The following is a 21,012-nucleotide window of genomic DNA, read 5'->3' on the forward strand; positions in this document are numbered from 1 at the left end:
TCGCGTTTCATCGTATCTGTCGCTGACCTTCGAGATAAGTGGTCAGCGCCTGGCAGGTTTTGTGAAAATGGCGGCGCAGCGCAGCGCCGCTTGACTGTATTTCGGGACCGGTCATGGCATAGGGTTTGAGGGCCTCGGCTTGCAGGCAGTTTTCCAGCAGCTGCTGGGCACCCATTTGCAGGCTGCTGCCTTTCAGGGCGTGGACAGCATCCTGATAAGCAGGGTAGTCCTCCTGCTGCATGGCCGTTTGCATCGCCTCCAGTAACTGCGCCCCATCGTGGGCAAAATCCTGTATGATTTCCGCCAGAAAATCAGTGCCTCCCAAATTCACAATGCCCTGTAACACCTGCGGATCTATCAGCGCAGCAGATGCCGGGGTGGCCGCTTCGTCACGGCCTTTTTCTGACGCGCCATGCAGGACATTTTGCGTGCGGCAAAGACTGGCAATGCTATCCAGCAGCTGCCGCGCATTGATGGGTTTGGTCAGGTAAGCACTGGCCCCCGCTTCCAGACAGGCCTGCATAGATTCCGGGGTGGCGTCAGCGGTCAGCATGATGACAGGTACCGGCTGGGCGGTTTCCATCATGCGATAGCATTTCAATACTTCCAGCCCGCCCTTGCCGGGCATGTTGCGGTCGAGAATCAGCAGGTCCAGATGAAAACTGCTTTCGGCCAGAATATCGAGGGTTTCTTCGCTATCGCTGGACACGCGCACCTCATGACCCGCCTGGCGCAGCAGTCCCTGTACCACTTTCTGATTGATGCGGTTATCTTCCGCCACCAATATGGAGAGCCCTTTTTGTCCCTGACTTTGCTGATAATGGTCATGCAGGGACACGATATTGCTACTGCCCTTTGTGTCGGCAACATCCAAAGAATGCACCAGATGAAACAGCACTTTTTTATCGATGGGTATCTTTAGTGACGCGCTAAAACCCATATCCTGAAAATAGCGGTCAAAAATAAGGCTCTGGTCATGAATCAGAATCCAGGGAGTTTGGCCTATTAATTGCTGATCACGGGCCAGTCGGGCAAAATGATCGGGAGCCATATCCATCAGGTGCTGATCCACAAATACCTGGCTGAAAGGCTGCCCCTGATTTTTGGCGCTGCGCAGCAATTCCAGCGCCCGATAGGCACTTTCGGCATGAACGCCGGGGATATTCCAGGTTTTCAAGATATCCTGGAGATCACGCCCCGACGCTGACGGTGCAATGATTAAAGCCGCTCTGGGAGTATCTGATCCGGCGAGCGGACTCTGCAACTTTTCCGGATGCTCTGCGGCTTGCAGGGGCAGCTCAAACCAGAAGCGACTGCCTTTGTGGAGGATGCTTTCCACGCCCATCTGCCCACCCATTTTTTCCACCAGCTCCTTGGCGATGGTGGTGCCTAATCCCGTGCCTTCCTGCTGGGCATGGTGGGTATCTGCAGACTGGGTAAACGCCTCGAAAATATGCTCCTGGGCTTCTTCGCTGAGCCCGCAACCCGTGTCGATCACCTCAAAACGCAGCCGAACCTCGCGATGGGTCACGGGTAGTCTGCGCACCCGGATCTCTACCCCGCCTTTTTCCGTGAATTTGATGGCGTTTCCGATGAGATTATAGAGCACCTGCCGCACGCGGCGGGTATCGCTTCGCAGCAAATCAGGAACGGATTCAGAAACCTCCCAAACCAGATAAAGGCCTTTTTTTTGGGCCAGTATCAATAGTGCCGAACAGGATTGATCCAGCAACTGGCGCAGGCTGAAATCCACCGGCTGCAAGAGCATTTTTCCCGCTTCGATTTTAGAGATATCCAGTATATTCTCAATGAGTTCCAGCAAGGTCTGGGAAGAGTTCTGAATTAAATGGGTAATTTCGACTTGTTCCGCAGACAGCGAAGTTTCCTGCAGTAACTCACTCATACCCATAACCCCATTCAAGGGCGTGCGTAATTCATGGCTCATTTTCGCCAGAAACTGGGACTTGATGAGACTGGCTTTGCGGGCATCTTCAATCGCCTGATTCAGACGGGAAATGAGCTTGCTCATATACAAAAACAACACCCCGAAAATAATCAGGGTGGCGACCAGTGCATGACTATTACCAGTCCAGAGATGCCGGGGATCGAGAATGACCAGAATACCCCCCATGCTGATAACCGTGGCGGCGACAGCATAACGGGTCCCGAAGCGGAAACCATTGCCGATGATGACCCAGGGATAAATCCCCAGCAGGGGCAATCCGGCAATGCCTGCGCTGGCCTGAATCAAATAGGTCACAATGCCTACATCTATACACATGCCGATAGTACGGCGAAGCGGAGATTTTTGTGGCCAGATCCAGATGGTGACGAGGAGTAGACTCGCTGCCGCAAAAAAGACCAGAGCCGCCTGATTCAGAATTTGCCAGCCACCCGCCTGATTAAACCAGGTCCCATAGGGGTAGGTGTAAATATAGAGATATAATACCCCTCCCATCAGCAGACGGATACTGGCCTGCTCCTGCTCGTTGCCGGGATTCAGTCCGGGTCGTGGTGAGCGCATAGCATCCTCTGAAAGTGCAGAATCTGATCATACTGCGCAAAAAAAGCCTGCATACAGCGGGGGTCAAAATGCTGGCCTGTTTGCTCCTGAAAATAGCTGCGAATGGCCTCCTGACTCCAAGCCTTTTTGTACGGGCGTTCTGAAGCTAGCGCATCAAATACATCGGCAATGGCCACTATCCGCGCCACTAATGGAATATCCTCGCCCTGTAGCCCGAGGGGATAACCGCTACCATCATATTTTTCATGATGTCCACCGGCAATTTGCGCCCCTAATTGGGTATAGGGGGAATGACTGCCGGTCAGAATATTCTGGCCGATCTGGGCATGGGTTTTCATGATGTCAAATTCAGCCGGGGTCAGCTTGCCGGGTTTCAACAGAATGGCATCGGGAATAGCGATTTTGCCGATGTCATGCAGGGGTGCCGCCAGCTCGATGCGGGCGCATTCATCGGCGGGAAGCTCTAATCCTTCGGCAATCATCCGCGCGTACCTACCCATGCGCATGATATGACAGCTGGTTTCGTTGTCACGGTATTCGGCAACCCGGGCCAGCAGGGAAAGGGTTTCCTGCTCGCGCTGACGAATTTCGGTAGTGGCCATGGCTACCTGGTTTTCCAGCCAGTAGGAACGGTCCCTCAGCAATTTTTGCTGGGTCCGCAAATGCAGCAGGTTGCGACAGCGGGCCTGACATTCCACCGCATCCAGAGGTCGGGTCAAAAAATCTGTCGCGCCCGCCTCCAGTGCCTGATAACGCACGACCGTATCTTGTATGACCGTGACAATCACCAAAGGCACATCCTGGCAACCTGCTGTGCGACGCACCTTTCGGGTAAACTCCAAGCCATCCATGCCGGGCATTTTATAATCCACCAGAATCAGGTCGGGAATGTACTGCTGGATGCTGTCCAGGGCTTCCCGGGGGTCTGCAAAGCAGTCCACGCATAAATGGGGAGAGACATCCTGAATGATTTTTTCAAGAATCTTGCGCCCGGTGGACTGATCATCCACGATCAGAATGCGGGTTTGCAGAGTCGAATTCTGCTCATGATTCCGCTCAATTTTCATCTGCATCACTCCCTGATAGCGATGTTCGGATTGTTCTGGGCCTGTCTGCGTTTCCCGCCTCAGCAGGACGATCTTCCACGGTAAACAGTTCCCAGTAGCGACTGCGCTGGCGTTTGTTGGCCTTGGCGCGGTACAGCGCCTGGTCCGCATAACGCAGCAGGGTGTCAAAATCACCGGAAAAATCGGGTGAGTACAAACAGATCCCCATACTCAGTCGCACCCCTACCACCTTGCCGCTTTGCAGATGGATGGGTTCATTGACGGCCAACTCGATTTTGATCAGGAGCATTTCCAGGTCTTCCAGACTGTGGAAACCCTCGATGAGCAGCACAAATTCATCACCACCCAGGCGCGCCACGTAATCACTGCGGCGCAAGGTACTGTGCAGGCGGCGACCAATGACCCGCAGCACATGATCTCCGGCCTCATGGCCATAGAGATCATTGATGGGTTTGAAATAATCCAGATCAATCATGCAAACCGCCAGTGACCCGGTATGGCGCTGCACCCGGGGCAGGGTGATGGCTACCTGGTCCATGAGCGCGCGGCGGTTGCCGAGTCCGGTCAGGCGGTCGTGGCTGGCTTCGTATTCCAGTTGTTCCCGGGCCAGCCATTCATGGGTCACATCGCGCTGTATGCCCACATAATGACTGATTTCGCCGTCGCGCTGATAAATGGGGATGATGCTCAAGTGATTCCAGAAAGTCTGCCCGTCCCGGCGGTAATTGAGCAGACGGCCATTGAAAAAGCCCTGCCCGCAGAGCGCCCCGTCAATTTCCGCCAGAGTGCGCGGATCAGTGCGCGGCCCTTGCAGATGATGCAATCCATACTGGCTGATTTCCGCCAGGGTATAGCCGGTCATGCGGGTAAAGCTCGCATTCACATACAAAATCCGCCGTTCGGCATCGGTCAGGACTACCCCGTCCTCGGCGGATTGCAGGGCGGCCCCCAGCAGCAACTGGTGTTCCCGCTCCACCCGTTCGCGAAGAATGTCCACCCAGTCTTCCAGGGCCTCGCTGACCTGGCGGACCACGCTTTCCAGCACCAGCTGGCAGTCCCGGGGAAAAGCCTGACGATCGCGATCATAGAGCACCAGCAAGGCCCAGGGTTGATGATCGCGATGGATGGGTAATACCGCCATGGAACGCAGTTGAAAAGGCCGGAGATTATGCCGCCATGCTTCACGCAAGGGGCCGTCCTGAAAAGGCTCGTTGTACAGCGCCACCTGTTCCTGCCAGGCTTTGATCAACGGGCCGTGATCAACCGGAAGCCCTGTTCGTCTTTCTACAAAGCTGTCGAGATAGGCGGTATCACCCGCATCGGCCAGAGTATGTAGGCTTTGGTCTGGCTCTATCCGGCAGACCCAGGCTAACTTGACCGGGCTGCATTCGACAGCCAGGCTGCAGAGGGACTCCAGCAGGATGTGTTCCTCTCGGGTATGGGCCATGATTTCGGTAACGGCCTTGCGAAAGGCCAGATACTGCCCGAGCCGGGAGTGGGGATCGGCTTTGTCTTTTTCCAGGCGTGACCATATTCGCCGCCAGGGGGAGCGGGGTGGACGCGGACTTTTCGGGTCTCGAGACATGATTCAGCGCGGGCGGGGTACTGGTGGGCAGGGTCGCCAACCCGCACGACGCTGTCCCGCTGCCCAAGCGCAGCGCCTTCAGGCGTGCCGAACCGCGTGATGCGGGCTGTTGGCTGCGGGCTGGGCCTGACTGCGGCGCAGGGCATAAATGGCCTGTAACTCGCTGCGCACCACGTTCAGTTCCATATCGATGCTGGCCACCGGCGCGCCCCGTTCTTCGCGACGATGGAGCAGGTGATGGCGGAGCTTCTGGAGGGACTGGATGCGTTCTTGCCGTTCGGTTTCGTTCATGGTCGTTCTCCTTGTGTATCTAGGGAGTCACTTTCCCGTTTTGGGTGATGAGGACACCGCTGCCTGTGGCGGCGGATGGAAAACCTGCGGCGCTGCAGGCTCTGGCGATGACCGTGCCGAGATTGCCACTGCAACCCGTGGTCTTGACCATCACCGATACTTGCTGGGGGGCTGACTGGCTGATGGTGCTGGCACTGATGGCCACTTGTCCGCAGGCTGAAGCTGTGCCGCCGGTCACAAAAGCCGGAGTACCGGTGCCATACACCGGATCCGCCACATCATGGGCCGATTGGCCATTGAGGGTGCTGTATATATCGGTTTTGTCGCCGTTGTTACTTGCGGCAAAAGCATTGGTCACCGCATCCACCGCCATTTTGAGATTGCCTGCCACCGTTTGCGCCTTGGCGGTTTCGATGTAGGCAAAATATTGCGGGATGGCAATGGCCGCCAGAATACCGATGATGGCAATGACGATCATGAGCTCGATCAGGGTGAATCCGCTGTTTCTCTGAATGATTATTGTTGAGTTGGGCATGGTTTGACCTTTTCGAGAGAGTTCTGAAATTGTTGTTGATATGTGCATTAGAGCGCTGTCAGAAAGGTGCAGCCCCAAGGGGCTGCTTTGTTTGTAAGTTACTAACTTCAGTTGGCTTTGTAAGAGATGCCACCGTTGGCAGTGACGGTTGCCGTTGAGCCGCTTGAACTGGCACTAATATTAGCGGCAGTAAGAGCGTTTGATACCGCTGTGGCTGTCGTCGTTGATGTGGTGCCAGGATCAAGGTCAATAGTAACATCTCCAGTACCTGAACTAATTCCAGTACTAGTAACCGAAGTTGGTGCGTAGGTAATTTGTGCGCCGTTAGGCATATTAGGGAAAGTTGGGGCGGACGTTACTTGTCCAGCCGCAGCCGCTGCTTGGGCCGCTGCAACTTGTGTTACTGCTTGGTGAAAGTCTTGGGTAATTGTGGTTGCTTTTGCAGTCTCCACATACTTCTCATACTTCGGAATAGCGATGGCCGCCAAGATGCCGATGATGGCAATGACGATCATCAGTTCGATGAGGGTAAAACCGGCTTCTGCCGCGCGCTTGGCTTGCTGTACTTTCATGCTCATGAGTAGGCTCCTTGTGAGTTAAACTGTTCGGACAGCGCTGTGGGCGCCGTACGTTTTCTATTAAGCATGATTCGTGCCTGATTTTGGATCTCCGGGTTTATTATTCGATAACTTATTGTTAATATGATGATTCCATAAGATAGACACGACGTTTCCAAAGCTTTCCCATTCCCTGACAGCGAGGGTTCACCCATTGTTTCAGAAGCTTTGCGCGTGTTTCACAGCGCCAAAACCGATTTGAGCTAAAAATGTCGCGTCATTTACAACGCCATGCCCTTTTCGCCCGGAAAATGTCGCCGTTTTTACCGCGCCATTGCGGAATGAAGGGGTGTCGCCATGCCATGATGGACACCCGGTCTCAGGGCCTGCGCTGCCTCAGCCGCAAAATTTCCTGATTGACAGCAGGAGCTTGTATGGATATCCTGCCGCCATATACCATTTGAGGAGCTTCGATGGAGCAAGCCACCGTTTTTCAGATCAACCGCAGCCAAGCGGTACGCCTACCCAAGTCAATAGCCTTCCCGGCAGACGTGAAGCGCGTGGATGTGGTCGCCCTGGGCCGTGTGCGGATTCTCATTCCTGCCGGAGAGTCCTGGGAGAGCTGGTTTGACAGAGAAGGGGTCAGCGCCGACTTCATGGAAAGTCGAGAGCAACCCGCCCACCAGATCCGGGAACCGTTGTGATCAAATACCTGCTGGATACCAACATCTGCCGATAAACTGATCGAGCGCATCGAGCGCTGATTGGAATTATCCTGAGTGCTTCTTTTGCAGGTCCTTGTTCGATAATATCTGTACTAATACCATTCAGTTGACCCCACCTTCACCCACGTTCGATCTCCTGCAACAACTCGGGATGCCTGTCCAGCAGATGCAAAAGATGCAGGACCGCAGGCATGGGTGACACCTCACCGCGTTCATACCGCGAAAACGCATTGCGACCCCCCCCCGTAAGTTTCGCCGCTTCGGATTGTGTGAGCCGCAACTTCTTGCGGATGCGCCGAATCTCTTCCCTTTGCCGGGCACGAGCACGATGTATCAGGTCATCCTGAACCGTAGCAAATCGGACGCTACTTTCCGGATCCAGTTCGCCATCACCGCAAACCGGACAAAACCAACCCGTAAGGCCAGTCAGAACCACCGACTCACCGTTAAAGCGCAAATGCTCCTGATGATCTTCATCGCGCACCATTCCATGATGCCCACAACTCATGCATTGCCGTGTCATGGTCATTTCTCCTTGAACTGAATGACAGGCGGACGCCCATCAATAAAGGCCGTTACCTTGATGTAGGCCACCTTGCCGCCTGGAACCGTGGCGTGATACACATCTTGCCACAGTCGGGGATCTGCATGGGTGGTCATGCTTTTGAAAAAACACCCCTGAGTAAGCGCACCAACCACATCCACCATCTCTGAAGTAGTCAGACCCATGGCTAACCCGTTCTTTCTCGCCGTTATGGTAAAGGCCGCAACACCCACCGTGCGCACATGGCTTTGTATCTCGACAAGGCAGTAGTGGGGTTTCCTTTTCTCCATGACTGAAAGATTACCCTTTAAGGGTAATTTCAGCAACAGAAAACCATGGCACCTTCTGGCGGTTGGATTCGATCATGGCCCTGACTACCGCAGCACCCCGCCCAGTCTGAGCCAGATGATGGGCAATGGCGGGACAGGTTTGTTGGATGCGCTCCGTTCTCCGTTCACCTGTTCCAGCGTCTGCCCCATCACAACATCATCAGTTTGATACTCAGCCACTTCGTAGTGAAGTTGGAAATATGGATTTGTGTCGCGTATAAAGTCTGATACACTGATGTTAATGATGGTTAAGGGCGGTATGCGCGAGAAACCCATTGACTAGCGAGGATCTGCTCTGCGAGACATAAAGGATGACGGCATCTTCACCCTTCAGGCGCGCAAGGAAGCGGGACACCAGTTGAGTCGGGTTCAGGCAGGGCTGGAACCGGATGACTGGAAATCCTTTGATGTGGTTGGTGCAGGTTGGTTATCCAGGAAAGGAGTAAGCCATGACTATCGAGACCCAATCCATGCATATTACCCCCGTAGGTGGCAACGTGTTCGCGGACCTGGGGTTTGCGCCGGAAGAAGCGGCCACCCTGAAGGCCGAATCGCAACGGATTATCTCTGAAAAGTTGAGTATCAAATATTCCCTGATGACTGATCTGGCAGAATGGATTGCAGAGAAGAATCTGAAGCAAGCCGATGCAGCGGAAATTCTGGGTGTGACACGCCCGCGTGTTTCTGACGTGATCCACAAGAAGGCGATTAAGTTCACCATTGACGCATTGGTGGACATGTTGGCCAGAACCGGTAAACACGTCCAGTTGACTGTTCGGTGTCGAGAGCAACCCGCCCACCAGATCCGGGAACCGTTGTGATCAAATACCTGCTGGATACCAACATCTGCATCTATACCATCAAAAACAAAGCACCGGAGATCCGCGAACAGTTCCGTCGCCACCACGGGCAAATGGCCATCAGCACCGTCACCTTGATGGAGTTGGTCTATGGCGCGGAGAAGTCACAGGCACCGGAACGCAACCTGACCGAAATCGAAGGTTTCTCCGCCCGCCTCGAAGTACTCGAATACGGGAGCGAAGCCGCTAGGCATACCGGACAGCTCCGCGCTGAATTGGCCAGGATCGGCAAGTCCATCGGGCCTTATGACCAGATGATCGCAGGCCACGCCAGAAGCCTGGGATTGATCATCGTGACCAACAACCTGCGGGAGTTCGAGCGCGTTCCGGGATTGCGTGTCGTGGATTGGGTGGAACAGCACTTATCATAAACCGGACGTTTTTCCTGAATGGCAGAATCAATCTACGAGAAGAGGAGGGCGCAGGACGATGAGCGATGAAATCGATAGTTTGGTGCTGGAACAATCCATGAACCTAGTGAAACGTGAGATCAACCTGAGCGAAGAAACCGATGCCAGGCAACAGATCACCCTCGATAAACTGATCGAGCGCATCCAGCGCATCGAGCGCCGACTGGAACTATCCTGAGCACTTCTTTTGCCGATCCTTGTTCGATAATGGCTGTACTAATACCATTCAGTTGACCGTGAGATTTCCGTGATTGAAACGAGTTCATAGCTCCCCGTTCTCGATCCAGTCCATGATTACGTCTCCATTCCGCTGTCGTGGCTTCGCTCTTCCTCGGGGGGCGGGAGAATGGCTTCTGCATCCGGGTGGCAGCCGGCGAGGAAATCCATCATCTCCGTGGCGTTCTTCGAGAGATAGAAGCGCAGCATTTTTTCGTTGAACTCCTGCGCCTTGGCAGCGGGCACGCTGATGGCGTCGATGCCGTGAGACATGAGGACGCCGTTCATCATGAAGCGAGAGCTGCGCTTGTTGCCGTCGAAGAAGAATTGCTGCAACGCACCGAACAGAAAGAAAGCCGTTGCACGTTCAAAGGAAAATCTGGATAAGCATGACCAAGGCCGTTGAGTAACGTGGTGGGCAAGCAGCGGACCGACGCAGGGCGTCAAAGCGCCTCGGCGCAGAAGGTGGCCGGTGTGACGATGCGTGTGCGGCCGATGCTGCCACGTTGCAGTAGTCCGGCGCGACGGTCGCCAGTCACCAGATAATCGGCTTCGCCGGCCAGTGACATTGCCAACAGGAAGGTATCGTTCGGATCGTCGGCAGCGACGCCGTCCGGTAACGGGGGAAGCGTGTTCAGCACGATGGCGCGCTGAATGTGGTTGATCATTGTGCCGACGCGATGTGCGGGCAAAATGGCCTTGAGTTTCGGGTAACGGCTCACGCGGCGCAGTTCGTCGAGCTGCGCCACCCCTGTCACCAGGTCAAAACGCGCCGCAAGCCAGGCGCGATAGAGTATGTCGGGGGGACTGTGTGATGCAATCAGCGCGGCGAGCAGCACATTAGTGTCGAGAACGACCCGCATCAATGCTCACGCGCCCACTGCACAGCCTCGTCGATGAGATCGTTCAGTTCGGCCTCGCTCATACCGGCCGTTGCGGCCTTGGCTTGCTCGACAGCCTGCTCAAACAGGTAGACGCGCACCGCCTCTTCGATGAAGCGCGACAGGTCGCCCTTGCGCCCGCCACCTTGTGCGGCGATGAACATGCGTACGGACTGATCCACCTCCGGCGATACGGCGATATTCCAGCGCACGGTATTCATGATGCCCTCCAAAACCTGTGTTTGTGTGCATGGGTGTTTATACGCCTTATCATTTGCGCTTGCAAACGGCCAGCTCAAGAGTAATCGTAAACAACTTTCTTGCGAAACATTACTTATCCGGGTGCGGTAACGGTCAATATGGTCATAGTGCTATGCTACTTACCGACGCTGAAACGCAGGAAGGATGGCGCTTCCGGGCAGTTTGGTTATACTGTGGAAACCATTGGACCCAACAATAATGGACAAGACATTATGCGGCACCTGATCAGCACCCAGACAGCGGCCCTGTTGACGGGCAAGGCCATGCGCACTGTGCAGCACTGGGTGGCCGACGGGGGCGTGAAAAATGTGACGGTGGAGCGGCGCCGGGCCGGTATCGAGCGCGACCGTTCCCTGGTGTCGCTGGAAGATCTGGCTACCCGTATTCCGATTACGCTGAATCCTGAACGCATAGAGGCCATCATGCAGGCTAACGCTGGGGACGTGGACGCCATGCTCCAGGTGGGGCTGGAGTTTTTTGCCGAAGAGGAGCAGAAAATTGCGGCGGAGTGGTTGCATCTGGCGGCCAAAAAGGGCCAGGTGGATGCCATGGAATGGTTGTCCATCTGCTACCTGAACGGCTTGGGTTTTACCCGGGACCCGGCCGAAGGGCTACAGTGGTTGAGCAAGGCTGCTTCCTTGGGACATCCGGTGGCCCGGGTCAAGCTCCAGGCGATGGGGTTTGCGTTGTAAAACACTTTCTGTATAAAATTACAGGAATGAAATGCCACCATCCCGGAGATATGCTGTGGAAGCACTGACCCCGCGACAGGCTGAAATTCTCGCCTGGATTCGTCACCGGGTAGCGGAAGATAACCTGCCCCCAACCCGGGCGGAACTGATGAAAGCTTTTGCCTTTCGTTCTCCCAACGCCGCCGAGACCCATTTGCGCATGCTCGCCCGCAAGGGCTATCTGGAGTTGCAACAGGGGACAGCGCGGGGAATTCGCCTGTCTGACTATGGCACGGAAAGTGGCGACTTACCTCAAGTCGGATTGCCCTTGGTGGGGCGCGTGGCGGCGGGTTATCCCATGCTTGCCGAGGAGTTTCGTGAGGGACAATTGCCGGTGGACCCCGTTCTGTTTGCGCCGGGAGCGGACTATCTGTTGCGGGTGCAGGGCATGAGCATGCGCGATGCCGCTATTCTCGATGGCGATATTCTTGCAGTACGCCAGGAGCCTGGCTTTACTCCCCAGAATGGTCAGATGGTGGTGGTTCGGGTGAATGGCGAAGTCACGGTCAAGCGCTGGCAGCGCGAGGGTACCCAAGTGCGGCTCCTGCCCGAAAATCCGGATTATTCTCCCATTGAGGTCGATCTGTCCCGCGATGATTTGCACATTGAGGGTAAAGTGGTGGGACTGCTGCGCCTGGGTCAGAATCTGTAAGTCCAGGTAACTCCCCCATCTTCGGTACCAGACTCTGAATGAAAACAAGCCGGCTAAGGCAGCTGATCAGCGTCTGACTGCTGCGTGGCTTGGCCTGGTCACGCTGGCCTTGGTGATTACAGCGGTTTACAATCACTGGCTATTACTCACGGAACACACAGGATCCCTTTCATTCATGGATAAATCTTCGATTGCGCTGGCGGTGGGACTGTTGATTATTGGTGGTTTGACAGGGGCGGTCATTGAGCGTTTTGCTACCGGCCCCGACACTGCCATGGGTCAGACTCTGAGCCTGCAGGGGGCCAAACAGCTGCTCAATGAAGTGACCCACGGTCAGGCCAACGCTGAAAAGGTGTTTCCCGGTCCCGGCGGTTTGACGGGTATCGAAGTTTCCATGCAAGGGCACCCCACCATTGCCTATGCCACCGGTGATGGTCAGTATCTGGTGGCGGGTCCGGTGCTGAACCGGCAGGGTCAGGATGCTGCCCATGCGGATATGATCAAGCTGGGGCTCATCTCCAAGCCGGCTACGGCCGCCACTCTCGCAGAAAAGGCTGCCCATGCCGACAGTTTTGTGCTGGGCAGTAAAGGTCCGGAGCTCACCGCCTTTGTGGATCCGAACTGTATTTATTGCCACAAATTTTATGAGCAAGCCCAACCCCTCATCGCGGCGGGCAAACTGCGGGTCCGCTATGTGGTGGTGGCTTTCCTGAAACCCAGCAGTGCCGGTAAAGCCGCCGCAATTCTGGGGGCCAGTAACCCGGCAGCGGCCATGGCGGCTAATGAAAAGGGCTTTGACGAGGCGACGGAAGAGGGCGGTATTACCCCGGCGCAGCATCCCGACCAGGCTACTTTGGCGGCGGTAGAAAACAATACCAAGCTGCTCAGCGACAGTGGCGAGGTCGCTACGCCTACCCTGATTTATTGTAATGCCCAGCATCAGACTGTTCTGGCACACGGCCTGGATAGTTCAAGTCTGGCGGATTTTGTTCAACATATTGGTAGTTTGGAAAATGGAGCCTGTCAATGATGATCACCTCAGAAAATACCCCGCTGATTCATCGGAGCGATTATCAGCCATTGGCGTATCTCATTACGGACATCGTCCTGGATGTTCATCTGGATCCTGATAATACCGAAGTGTCAGCCCGCTTGCATTTTCAGCGTCAGAGTCCGGAGCCGGTAGAGGAGCTTCACCTGGATGGTGAAGGGCTCGAGTTGCTGGAGATTCGGCAGGATGGTCAGACATTGCCGGAAAGTGCCTATCGGGTGGATGATTCGGGGCTGACTTTGTTCCAACCAGCAGTGGAATTTATTCTGGAAACCCGGGTGCGCATTCATCCTGCTGCCAATTCGGCGCTGTCGGGTTTATACCATGCCGGAGGGCAGTTTCTGACGCAATGTGAGGCGGAGGGGTTTCGGCGCATTACTTATTATCTGGACCGTCCGGATTGTCTGGCGAAATTTACGGTTACCCTGCATGGGCCCCAGCAAACCTGTCCGGTCTTGTTGGCCAATGGTAATTGTGTGGCCCAAGGAGAAGAGGCCGGGGGGTTGCATTGGGCACGTTGGGAAGATCCTTATCCCAAGCCGGCTTATTTGTTTGCCATGGTGGGCGGAGATCTCGCCGCCATGCGGGATACGTTCACCACCCAGTCCGGACGGCAGGTGGCCCTGGAAATTTATGTGGCCGAACGGGATCTGAATGCCTGCGGCCAGGCCATGGAAAGCCTGAAGCGGGCCATGCGCTGGGATGAAGAAGTGTATGGACGCGAATATGATCTGGACCGCTACATGATTGTGGCGACTGACAGCTTCAATATGGGGGCCATGGAAAACAAGGGGCTTAACATATTCAATTCCAAATATGTACTTGCCAGCCCCGAAACCGCAACCGATACCGATTACCTGGGCATTGAGTCGGTGATTGCCCATGAGTATTTTCACAACTGGACCGGCAACCGGGTGACTCTGCGCGACTGGTTTCAACTCAGCCTCAAGGAAGGCCTGACGGTCTTTCGCGATCAGGAATTCAGCGCGGACATGAATTCCCGGGGAGTACAGCGGATTGGCGATGTGCGCCGCCTGCGTGCCGCCCAGTTTCCCGAAGATGCCGGGCCTCTGGCCCATCCGGTGCGTCCCGATGCCTACTCCGAAATCAATAACTTCTACACCGCCACCGTCTATGAAAAAGGGGCGGAACTGGTGCGGATGCTCCATACCTTGCTGGGTAAGGAAGGTTTTCGGCGCGGTACCGATCTGTATTTTGAACGCCACGACGGGCATGCGGTGACCATTGAGGATTTTGTAGAAGCCCTGGAAGACGCCAACCACGCGGACCTGTCGCGCTTTCGGACTTGGTATGCCCAGGCGGGCACGCCGCTGGTCAAGGCCCAGGGTATTTATGATCCCAAAGCACAGACCTATACGCTGACCTTGTCACAAAGCACACCGCCCACTCCCGGACAATCCCGGAAAGAGCCGGTACCCATTCCTGTACGCATGGCCCTGATCAATACCCAAGGCGCAAAGACCGCGCTGGATGGCTGTGGTGACCATGAGAAGGTGCTGGTACTGGAGGAAGCCACCCAAACCTGGACGTTTACCGAGCAATCCGATCCGGTGATACCGTCATTGTTACGGGGTTTTTCCGCACCGGTGCGGCTGGAAAATGCGCTGGATGACCAATCCCGCAGTTTTCTGGCCTGTGTGGATGATGACCCTTTCAATCGCTGGGAAAGCACCCAGGAGTTGGCCCTGCAAGCTCTCCTGGCCGGAGTGCAGAACCCCGGCACCGTACAGCAGCTGCCCGACGCGCTGGAACGGGCTTTGGCGGCCACCTTGCAGGACGGCACCATGGACCCGGCTTTTCGGGCCGAATTGCTGTCTTTACCCAGCGAAGACTACATCGGCGAACAAATGCCGGTGATTGCGGTAGATGCCATTCATCAGGCGCGGGATGCCCTGCTCAGCCATATTGGCCATCATTTCCACGACGCATGGTTGCATCTGTATCATGATCTGGTAGGAGCATATGCGCGGGATGGACTGTCCATTGGACGCCGCCGCCTGCGTAATGTGGCCTTGAGTTATTTGGTGTTCAGTGATCGCCATCGCGAAGACGATATGACCCTGCATGCCCGTCAGCAATATGTGCAGGCCGATAACATGACTGATCGTCTGGCGGCATTCCAGTTGCTGGTCCAGCATCCTCTTCATGATGCCGAAGATATCCTGATGGATTTCTACCAGAAATGGCAGGATTATCCGCTGGTGATCGATAAGTGGTTTGCGATTCAGGCCATGGCTCCCCGCGCCGATACCCTGCGTCAGGTGCAACACCTGTTGGTGCATCCGGCCTTTGACTGGAAGGTACCTAATCGGGTACGTGCCGTGCTCGGGGCTTTTACGGTGAATCCTACGGTTTTTCATGCCGCCGATGGCTCAGGCTATGCTTTTTTTGCAGAGCAGATTCGCCGTCTGGATGACATCAATCCCCAGACCGCTGCACGCCTGGCTACGCCTCTCAGTCGCTGGCAGCGTTATGATGACGTCCGCCAGAAAGCCATGATTCAGGCACTGCAACTGCTGGCCGCCAAGCCGCATCTATCCCGGGATTTGGCCGAAGTCATCCAGCGTGCGTATCCGGGTGCTGCTTGAAGCAGCACGCAACGTCAAATATCCCAGGGTCTGGGTGTGGATTCGAGACGTAACCAGAACTTGAGAAACTTTTTGCGTTGCCGGGCTTCCCGCCCCATCAGGAAGCCTAATAGTGCCCCGGCCTGAAAGGCGACGCCCGATTTACGCTGGCTGGTTAACGGTTTGAGGTATTGGCCAGCCATGTCGGCATCGTGGATTTCACCGGCAATGCCTTGCAGGGTGGTCAGTAATTTCAGCAGCGCCTTACTGTCCTTGCCTGGCCATAAGGGGGCCAGGGTCATCAGTACGTAACGGAAATTCTTGATGCGGATGCGCAGGGGATGGAGAGCCTCCGGGTGCTCGGCTAATAGCTTGCCCGCCGCCATGAGTTTGCGGTATTCCCGCTGGAGTTGCGCTTCGCTGAAATCCTGGAGGCTTTGCTCCCGGTGTAACGGTTGACGTAACAAAAGCGCCCATATTTTCAGTAAGATGGACACAAGTTGTGACAATGATCCGGATGTCTGGGGGATCTGGGCCTGCAAGACCTCCTGGAGATGCTTCGGCTCCAGGTCGAGGATGGTAGCGATTTCCGTCCAATAGCCCAGTAAGGCTTCATAATCGCGCTGGGAGTTTTGCTGATGAAACCACTCCTGAAGCGGTATGCGAAAAAGCTGCAGGGGGTCGGCGGGATCGAGAGACCGACAGAAACGCAGGCTGGCCCGAAAACTGCGCACGCTTTTGCGCAATTCGTGAAAGCTCTCGGCATCGGGTTTGGCCCAATGCTTGCGAACGTCATGAATGATCTGCTGGAGCTGCCAGATGAACATTTGGCTGAAAGCGTCTCCGGCATTTTCCCGACGCCGCAGGGGGAGGGCATTATCGCGAGGTTTTTCTTCGGGCAGCAGTCCGGCGAGCCGTAATCCACGAAAAAGTTTGCTTTCCTGGTCGGGAATCAGGGGCAGGTCCTGGCAGAGCGCTGCGCCCATTTCGAGTACCGCCGCCGCATCACCGTGGGCGAGTTCGAGTTCCACTTCGCGGATAGCTTCGCGCTGGCCCCGGGCCAGAATTTCTCCATGATCCAGCGCCACAATGATTTCACTGCCATCACGGTGGGTAACCCGGCTTTCATGACGTTCAAAGCGTGTTTCCAGAATCACCTGCAGGGATAGTTCCCGATAAGGTGCCAGTAGGGTCGCTGCCTCGCTGTCCTGAAAAACATTCAGGTCAGGGGTATTACTGTCCACCGGCACATTCCATTCCGGCCGCTGATGCAGCCCTCCCGCTGACTGACCACTGGCCTTGAGGGTAGCTACCCAGGCATCGTCTTCGCGGCGGATTCGATAGGCCAGACGCGCGCGCTGCAGGGCATTATCCCGACTATCATAATAAAAGGCATGGAGTTGCAGAGGAGGGGCTTGGGTGATGGCCAGCAGAGGGTGGGCGACGATGTTTTTCCAGACCTGGGGGGTATCGTCCATGATTTGTAATTTAAGTTCCTCTTCCACCACCATCCTCCCTCACAAACTGTAATATCCGTGCCCATTGCGGCAATTCAAGGCGATTTTCTGTTGAGCGCAGGTCGGCAATCCCTACTCCGGATTGGGCCGCGCGGACATACATCTGACTGTCCCGCAGAGTGGCCACCACCGGTAGATTCCATTCGGCCAGTACTGACTGTAGATGCTGAGCGCCGCGCGTCCGGGCATTGACCCGGTTGGCGATGACCCCCATCCGTACTTTGCCCTTGCGATAGCGTTTGATTTCTTGCAGTTTTTTGAGAAACAACTGACTGGCGTCCAGATCGAATACTGAAGGCCCAATGGGCACCAGCAGGACTTCCACTTCGCCCAGCATGTCTTCAAGGCGCTTTTTTTTGAGTCCGGCGGGAGCATCCATCACCACATAATCACTGGGCGGGTAATCGCGGAAGTCGCGTTCGGCATCTTCCAGAACCTGCAGTTTCGGCAACTGAGCGGAGCGACGCCGGGCCCAGTGGACAGAAGATTGTTGCGGATCCAGATCGGCGATGAGTACTGAACCATGCAGGGCCAGAAGACTGGCCAGATTGGTGGCCACGGTGGTTTTTCCCGCACCGCCCTTGCTGTTCAATACCAGGGTCCGGATCATGGCCTGGGTTTCCCTTCAGGCATGATGGCTACTGCGATCATAATGCTTGAGGAGGATTTCCTGGGCAGCGTGACAGTCTTCGCTGGGGTTTTGCCGCAGGCTGGTGTAGCTGCCGTCGCTGTTCATCTGCCAGGCATTGCAATCATCCTGCAGATAAAGCTGCAAGGTTTCTTCCAGGACCCTGGCACGAAGTTCCGGCTCATTGATGGGGGCAGCCACTTCCAAACGGCGAAACAAATTACGCCCCATCCAGTCGGCGCTGGAAATCCATAACTTGGGATGGCGACCATTGCCGAAATAATACACCCGGCTGTGCTCAAGAAAACGGCCGACAATGGAGCGCACCCGGATATTTTCGGAAACACCGGGGATGCCGGGGCGCAGCGCACAGGCTCCGCGCACAATCAGATCAATTTTGACACCTGCCTGAGAGGCCCGATACAGGGCGCGAATGAGTTCCGGCTCCACCAGGGCGTTCACCCTGGCCAGAATATGCCCATCACTGCCCCTGCGCGCTTCTGCTGCAATGGCCTGTATGAGTCCGTCGAAAAGGGTAAACGGACTTTGCAGAAGACGGCGCAATTGCGGCACCTTACCCATGCCGGTGATGTGCATGAACAAGTCATTCATATCGGCAGTAATGTCCGGATCGGCGGTCAGCAGACTCAAGTCGGTATAAATCCGGGCGTTGCGGGGATGGTAATTGCCGGTTCCCAAATGGGCATAGAGGCGAATGCCTTCTTCTTCGCGGCGCAACACCAGAATCATTTTGGCGTGGACCTTGTGGTTGACCACTCCGTACACCACTTGCACGCCGACTTCTTCCAGGCGCTCTGCCAGGCGGATGTTATTGGCTTCATCAAAGCGCGCCTTGAGCTCGACCACCGCCGTGACCTGCTTGCCCGCCAGGGCCGCCTCGATCAAGGCATCAATCAGGGGGGAGTCGGGGGTAGTGCGGTACAGAGTCTGCTTGATACCGATGACCTGAGGATCAGCCGCTGCCTGACGCACAAAGTCCAGGACCGGGGTAAAACTTTGATAGGGATGATGCAGCAAAATGGGGGCTTCACTCAGATGCGCGAAGATGTTTTCCGGGCGTGAGCAGGTACTGGGGAGGCCAGGTACAAAAGGCGGAAAAAGCAGGTCCTGGCGCGGCACCATGTCAATAATGGCCGCCAGGCGTGACAGGTTCACTGGGCCTGGGAGTGAATAGAGGTTGTCGTCTGCCAGTTCGAAATGCTTGAGCAGATAATCCACCACTTCCCGGGGACAGTTGCTGGCGACTTCCAGGCGCACAGCCTCACCGAAAGGGCGCATGGGTAATTCGTCCACCAGGGCATCGAGGAGGTTGTCCACTTCTTCCTCATCTACAAACAACTCGCTGTTGCGGGTGACCCGAAACTGATAAAAGCCCTGGATTTTCAGGCCTGGAAACAGCGCGGTCACATGCTCGTGGATGACTGAGGAGAGAAAGACGAAATCACTGGGTCCAGCCAACTGCTCCGGAATCTGGATGATGCGTGGCAAAATCCGGGGAGCCTGGACGATGGCGATGGGGCTACGCCGACCATAGGCATCCTGTCCTTCCAGAACAATGGCAAAATTCAGTCCCTTGTTCTGCACTTTGGGAAAGGGGTGAGCGGGATCCAGGCTGAGGGGAGTCAGCAGCGGCATGACTTCGGTCTGAAAATAATTACTGATCCAGCGTTTTTGTGCGGCCCGCCATTCTTTCCGGCGCAGCAGGCGGATGCCTTCCTTGGTCAGCGCCGGCAGCAGACGCTGATTCAGGCAAAGATATTGCTCGTGGATGATCTCATGGGCCATTTGCGCCACAGCGGTAATTTCTCGATGCGGTCCCAGCATGTCTGGACCCAGTGGACCTGCACCAAACTTCCGCCTTTGCAGAAGTCCGGCCATACGGACTTCAAAAAATTCATCCAGATTGCTGGAAACAATGGTCAGAAAACGCAGACGTTCGAGAAGAGGAACACGGGGATCATCGGCCAGAGCCAGAACCCGCTGATTGAAGGCAAGGATGCTTAGGTCCCGATTGAAATACAGGTCGGGATTATCGAGGGAGAGGGGATTTTCCTCGGTGTTGCTTTGAAGGGTTTCAGTCATGGGCTTGACGTTGCTCTGCAGCCAGCAGCGTGTTCTGCAGGAGAGTTGCCACGGTCATGGGACCCACTCCGCCGGGGACCGGGGTAATCCAGGATGCGCGCTTTTCGGCTTCGGCAAATTCCACATCGCCGGTCAGGCGGCCATTGGCGAGGCGGTTGATGCCGACGTCAATGACCACCGCGCCCTCGCGTACCCAGTGCCCCGGAATCAGCCCGGGTTTGCCGGCTGCAGCAATCAGGATTTCCGCGCGCTCGACATGAGCCTGCAAATCACGGGTAAAACGATGACAAACGGTGACCGTAGCCCCGGCCAGTAACAACTCCAGAGCCATGGGGCGGCCGACAATATTGGAGGCACCCACAATGACGGTTTCTTTCCCCCGAATATCCGTGCCGATGTCTTCCAGCAGGGTCATGATGCCGGCTGGTGTACAGGAGCGCAGCAGCGGCGCCCGCAGGGCTAGCCTGCCGATGTTGTAGGGATGAAAGCCATCCACATCTTTCTCGACGGCAATCGCCTCGATGATGACTTCCGGATCAAACTGGGGGGGTAGGGGTAACTGCACGAGAATACCATCAATACTCTCTTCGGCATTCAACTCGGCAATTTTATGGAGCAATGCGTCGGGGCTGGTATCGTTGGATAAATTAATAGCCAAGGAATGGATACCCACGCTTTTACAGGTATCGCGTTTTTTCTGGACATAGACTTCCGAGGCAGGATTATTCCCTACCAGCACAACGGCGAGTCCAGGTGGACGTCCGTGGATCTGGAGAAAATTCTGACATTTCAGGGCGATTTCAGCCTGCATTTTTTTGGCTATCGCTTTACCGTCAATGCGTCGGGCAGTCATTGCTTCCCCTGCGTCAGATGAGCACTGCGGGGGGAACACTTCTTCACCATGAAAATAACCTTATGAATGATCTGTGCCGTTTCAAATGCACTAATATCCCAACA

Annotated in this window: 23 protein-coding genes; 8 read left to right on the forward strand and 15 right to left on the reverse strand. The window is 55.6% G+C overall.

Annotated features, from left to right (window positions below):
* Positions 1-7: 7 nt before the first annotated feature.
* From B1757_RS11615 to B1757_RS15940, 6 genes are all read right to left on the reverse strand, one after another.
* A complete protein-coding gene (locus B1757_RS11615; RefSeq protein ID WP_101538462.1) occupies positions 8-2,524 on the reverse strand; it encodes an ATP-binding protein in 2,517 nt (838 codons plus the stop codon).
* Positions 2,500-3,591, reverse strand: coding sequence for a response regulator (locus B1757_RS11620; protein WP_101538463.1), 1,092 nt, complete (start codon positions 3,589-3,591; stop codon positions 2,500-2,502). Before B1757_RS11620 ends, B1757_RS11615 begins: the two co-directional genes overlap by 25 nt.
* Positions 3,581-5,176 carry a sensor domain-containing diguanylate cyclase gene (locus B1757_RS11625; protein ID WP_101538464.1) on the reverse strand — a complete coding sequence of 532 codons (1,596 nt, stop codon included), beginning with the start codon at positions 5,174-5,176 and terminating at the stop codon, positions 3,581-3,583. Before B1757_RS11625 ends, B1757_RS11620 begins: the two co-directional genes overlap by 11 nt.
* 78 nt (positions 5,177-5,254) lie before the next feature.
* Complete coding sequence (locus B1757_RS11630) at positions 5,255-5,467, reverse strand: hypothetical protein (RefSeq protein ID WP_101538465.1); 213 nt, start codon at positions 5,465-5,467, stop codon at positions 5,255-5,257.
* Between the two features lie 19 nt (positions 5,468-5,486).
* Positions 5,487-6,002: a prepilin-type N-terminal cleavage/methylation domain-containing protein gene (locus B1757_RS11635; RefSeq protein ID WP_101538466.1), complete on the reverse strand. Its 516-nt coding sequence runs from the start codon at positions 6,000-6,002 to the stop codon at positions 5,487-5,489.
* A 107-nt stretch (positions 6,003-6,109) separates the two neighbouring features.
* Positions 6,110-6,580, reverse strand: a complete 471-nt coding sequence (locus B1757_RS15940; protein WP_101538467.1) for a prepilin-type N-terminal cleavage/methylation domain-containing protein — start codon at positions 6,578-6,580, stop codon at positions 6,110-6,112.
* Between the two features lie 452 nt (positions 6,581-7,032).
* On the opposite strand from B1757_RS15940, the gene vapB reads away from it, so the two are divergent.
* Positions 7,033-7,263, forward strand: a complete 231-nt coding sequence (gene vapB / locus B1757_RS11645) for a type II toxin-antitoxin system VapB family antitoxin (protein ID WP_101538468.1) — start codon at positions 7,033-7,035, stop codon at positions 7,261-7,263.
* A 139-nt stretch (positions 7,264-7,402) separates the two neighbouring features.
* On the opposite strand, the gene B1757_RS11650 is transcribed toward vapB, so the two are convergent.
* Together B1757_RS11650 and B1757_RS11655 are read right to left on the reverse strand one after the other, a co-directional pair.
* Positions 7,403-7,807 (reverse strand): type II toxin-antitoxin system MqsA family antitoxin, encoded by a 405-nt coding sequence (locus tag B1757_RS11650; RefSeq protein WP_172437695.1) that lies wholly within the window; start codon positions 7,805-7,807, stop codon positions 7,403-7,405.
* 2 nt (positions 7,808-7,809) lie between these two features.
* On the reverse strand, positions 7,810-8,118 hold the full coding sequence (locus B1757_RS11655; RefSeq protein WP_101538470.1) for a type II toxin-antitoxin system MqsR family toxin: 309 nt from the start codon (positions 8,116-8,118) through the stop codon (positions 7,810-7,812).
* Positions 8,119-8,606: 488 nt separating this feature from the next.
* Between B1757_RS11655 and B1757_RS11660 the strand changes: the two genes are divergently transcribed.
* Genes B1757_RS11660 through B1757_RS15195 form a run of 3 tightly spaced genes read left to right on the forward strand, consistent with a single transcriptional unit; the run spans position 8,607 to position 9,605 of the window.
* The gene (locus B1757_RS11660; protein WP_101538471.1) at positions 8,607-8,978 is read left to right on the forward strand and encodes a helix-turn-helix domain-containing protein; all 372 of its coding nucleotides are present in this window, start codon (positions 8,607-8,609) and stop codon (positions 8,976-8,978) included.
* Positions 8,975-9,388 (forward strand): type II toxin-antitoxin system tRNA(fMet)-specific endonuclease VapC, encoded by a 414-nt coding sequence (vapC, locus tag B1757_RS11665; RefSeq protein ID WP_101538472.1) that lies wholly within the window; start codon positions 8,975-8,977, stop codon positions 9,386-9,388. Before B1757_RS11660 ends, vapC begins: the two co-directional genes overlap by 4 nt.
* A 58-nt stretch (positions 9,389-9,446) precedes the next feature.
* The gene (locus B1757_RS15195; RefSeq protein ID WP_143484257.1) at positions 9,447-9,605 is read left to right on the forward strand and encodes a RagB/SusD family nutrient uptake outer membrane protein; all 159 of its coding nucleotides are present in this window, start codon (positions 9,447-9,449) and stop codon (positions 9,603-9,605) included.
* 116 nt (positions 9,606-9,721) lie between these two features.
* On the opposite strand, the gene B1757_RS11670 is transcribed toward B1757_RS15195, so the two are convergent.
* Genes B1757_RS11670 through B1757_RS11680 form a run of 3 tightly spaced genes read right to left on the reverse strand, consistent with a single transcriptional unit; the run spans position 9,722 to position 10,745 of the window.
* Positions 9,722-10,090, reverse strand: a complete 369-nt coding sequence (locus B1757_RS11670; protein ID WP_216360876.1) for a Fic family protein — start codon at positions 10,088-10,090, stop codon at positions 9,722-9,724.
* On the reverse strand, positions 10,087-10,506 hold the full coding sequence (locus B1757_RS11675) for a putative toxin-antitoxin system toxin component, PIN family (RefSeq protein WP_101538473.1): 420 nt from the start codon (positions 10,504-10,506) through the stop codon (positions 10,087-10,089). Before B1757_RS11675 ends, B1757_RS11670 begins: the two co-directional genes overlap by 4 nt.
* Positions 10,506-10,745 (reverse strand): ribbon-helix-helix domain-containing protein, encoded by a 240-nt coding sequence (locus tag B1757_RS11680; protein ID WP_101538474.1) that lies wholly within the window; start codon positions 10,743-10,745, stop codon positions 10,506-10,508. The genes B1757_RS11675 and B1757_RS11680 overlap by 1 nt, the downstream gene beginning before the upstream one ends.
* Positions 10,746-10,883: 138 nt before the next feature.
* On the opposite strand from B1757_RS11680, the gene B1757_RS11685 reads away from it, so the two are divergent.
* The 4 genes from B1757_RS11685 (at position 10,884) to pepN (ending at position 15,828) form a co-directional block, all read left to right on the forward strand.
* Entirely contained in the window at positions 10,884-11,477 is a 594-nt protein-coding gene (locus tag B1757_RS11685) for a tetratricopeptide repeat protein (protein ID WP_253253833.1), read from the forward strand.
* A 55-nt stretch (positions 11,478-11,532) separates the two neighbouring features.
* A complete protein-coding gene (gene lexA / locus B1757_RS11690; protein ID WP_101538475.1) occupies positions 11,533-12,168 on the forward strand; it encodes a transcriptional repressor LexA in 636 nt (211 codons plus the stop codon).
* A gap of 175 nt (positions 12,169-12,343) precedes the next feature.
* Positions 12,344-13,198 carry a thiol:disulfide interchange protein DsbG gene (dsbG, locus tag B1757_RS11695; protein ID WP_101538476.1) on the forward strand — a complete coding sequence of 285 codons (855 nt, stop codon included), beginning with the start codon at positions 12,344-12,346 and terminating at the stop codon, positions 13,196-13,198.
* On the forward strand, positions 13,195-15,828 hold the full coding sequence (gene pepN / locus B1757_RS11700) for an aminopeptidase N (RefSeq protein WP_253253834.1): 2,634 nt from the start codon (positions 13,195-13,197) through the stop codon (positions 15,826-15,828). The genes dsbG and pepN overlap by 4 nt, the downstream gene beginning before the upstream one ends.
* A 14-nt stretch (positions 15,829-15,842) precedes the next feature.
* On the opposite strand, the gene B1757_RS11705 is transcribed toward pepN, so the two are convergent.
* The 4 genes from B1757_RS11705 to folD are packed head-to-tail and all read right to left on the reverse strand — an operon-like array spanning position 15,843 to position 20,908.
* The gene (locus tag B1757_RS11705; RefSeq protein ID WP_172437696.1) at positions 15,843-17,318 is read right to left on the reverse strand and encodes a CYTH and CHAD domain-containing protein; all 1,476 of its coding nucleotides are present in this window, start codon (positions 17,316-17,318) and stop codon (positions 15,843-15,845) included.
* The gene (locus tag B1757_RS11710; RefSeq protein WP_101538477.1) at positions 17,296-17,934 is read right to left on the reverse strand and encodes a nucleotide-binding protein; all 639 of its coding nucleotides are present in this window, start codon (positions 17,932-17,934) and stop codon (positions 17,296-17,298) included. Before B1757_RS11710 ends, B1757_RS11705 begins: the two co-directional genes overlap by 23 nt.
* A gap of 15 nt (positions 17,935-17,949) precedes the next feature.
* Positions 17,950-20,055 carry a polyphosphate kinase 1 gene (gene ppk1 / locus B1757_RS11715; RefSeq protein WP_101538478.1) on the reverse strand — a complete coding sequence of 702 codons (2,106 nt, stop codon included), beginning with the start codon at positions 20,053-20,055 and terminating at the stop codon, positions 17,950-17,952.
* Positions 20,048-20,908, reverse strand: coding sequence for a bifunctional methylenetetrahydrofolate dehydrogenase/methenyltetrahydrofolate cyclohydrolase FolD (folD, locus tag B1757_RS11720; protein WP_101538479.1), 861 nt, complete (start codon positions 20,906-20,908; stop codon positions 20,048-20,050). The genes ppk1 and folD overlap by 8 nt, the downstream gene beginning before the upstream one ends.
* Positions 20,909-21,012 lie beyond the last annotated feature (104 nt).

The sequence above is a fragment of the Acidithiobacillus marinus genome (genome assembly GCF_002847505.1).
GTDB lineage: Bacteria > Pseudomonadota > Gammaproteobacteria > Acidithiobacillales > Acidithiobacillaceae > Acidithiobacillus > Acidithiobacillus marinus.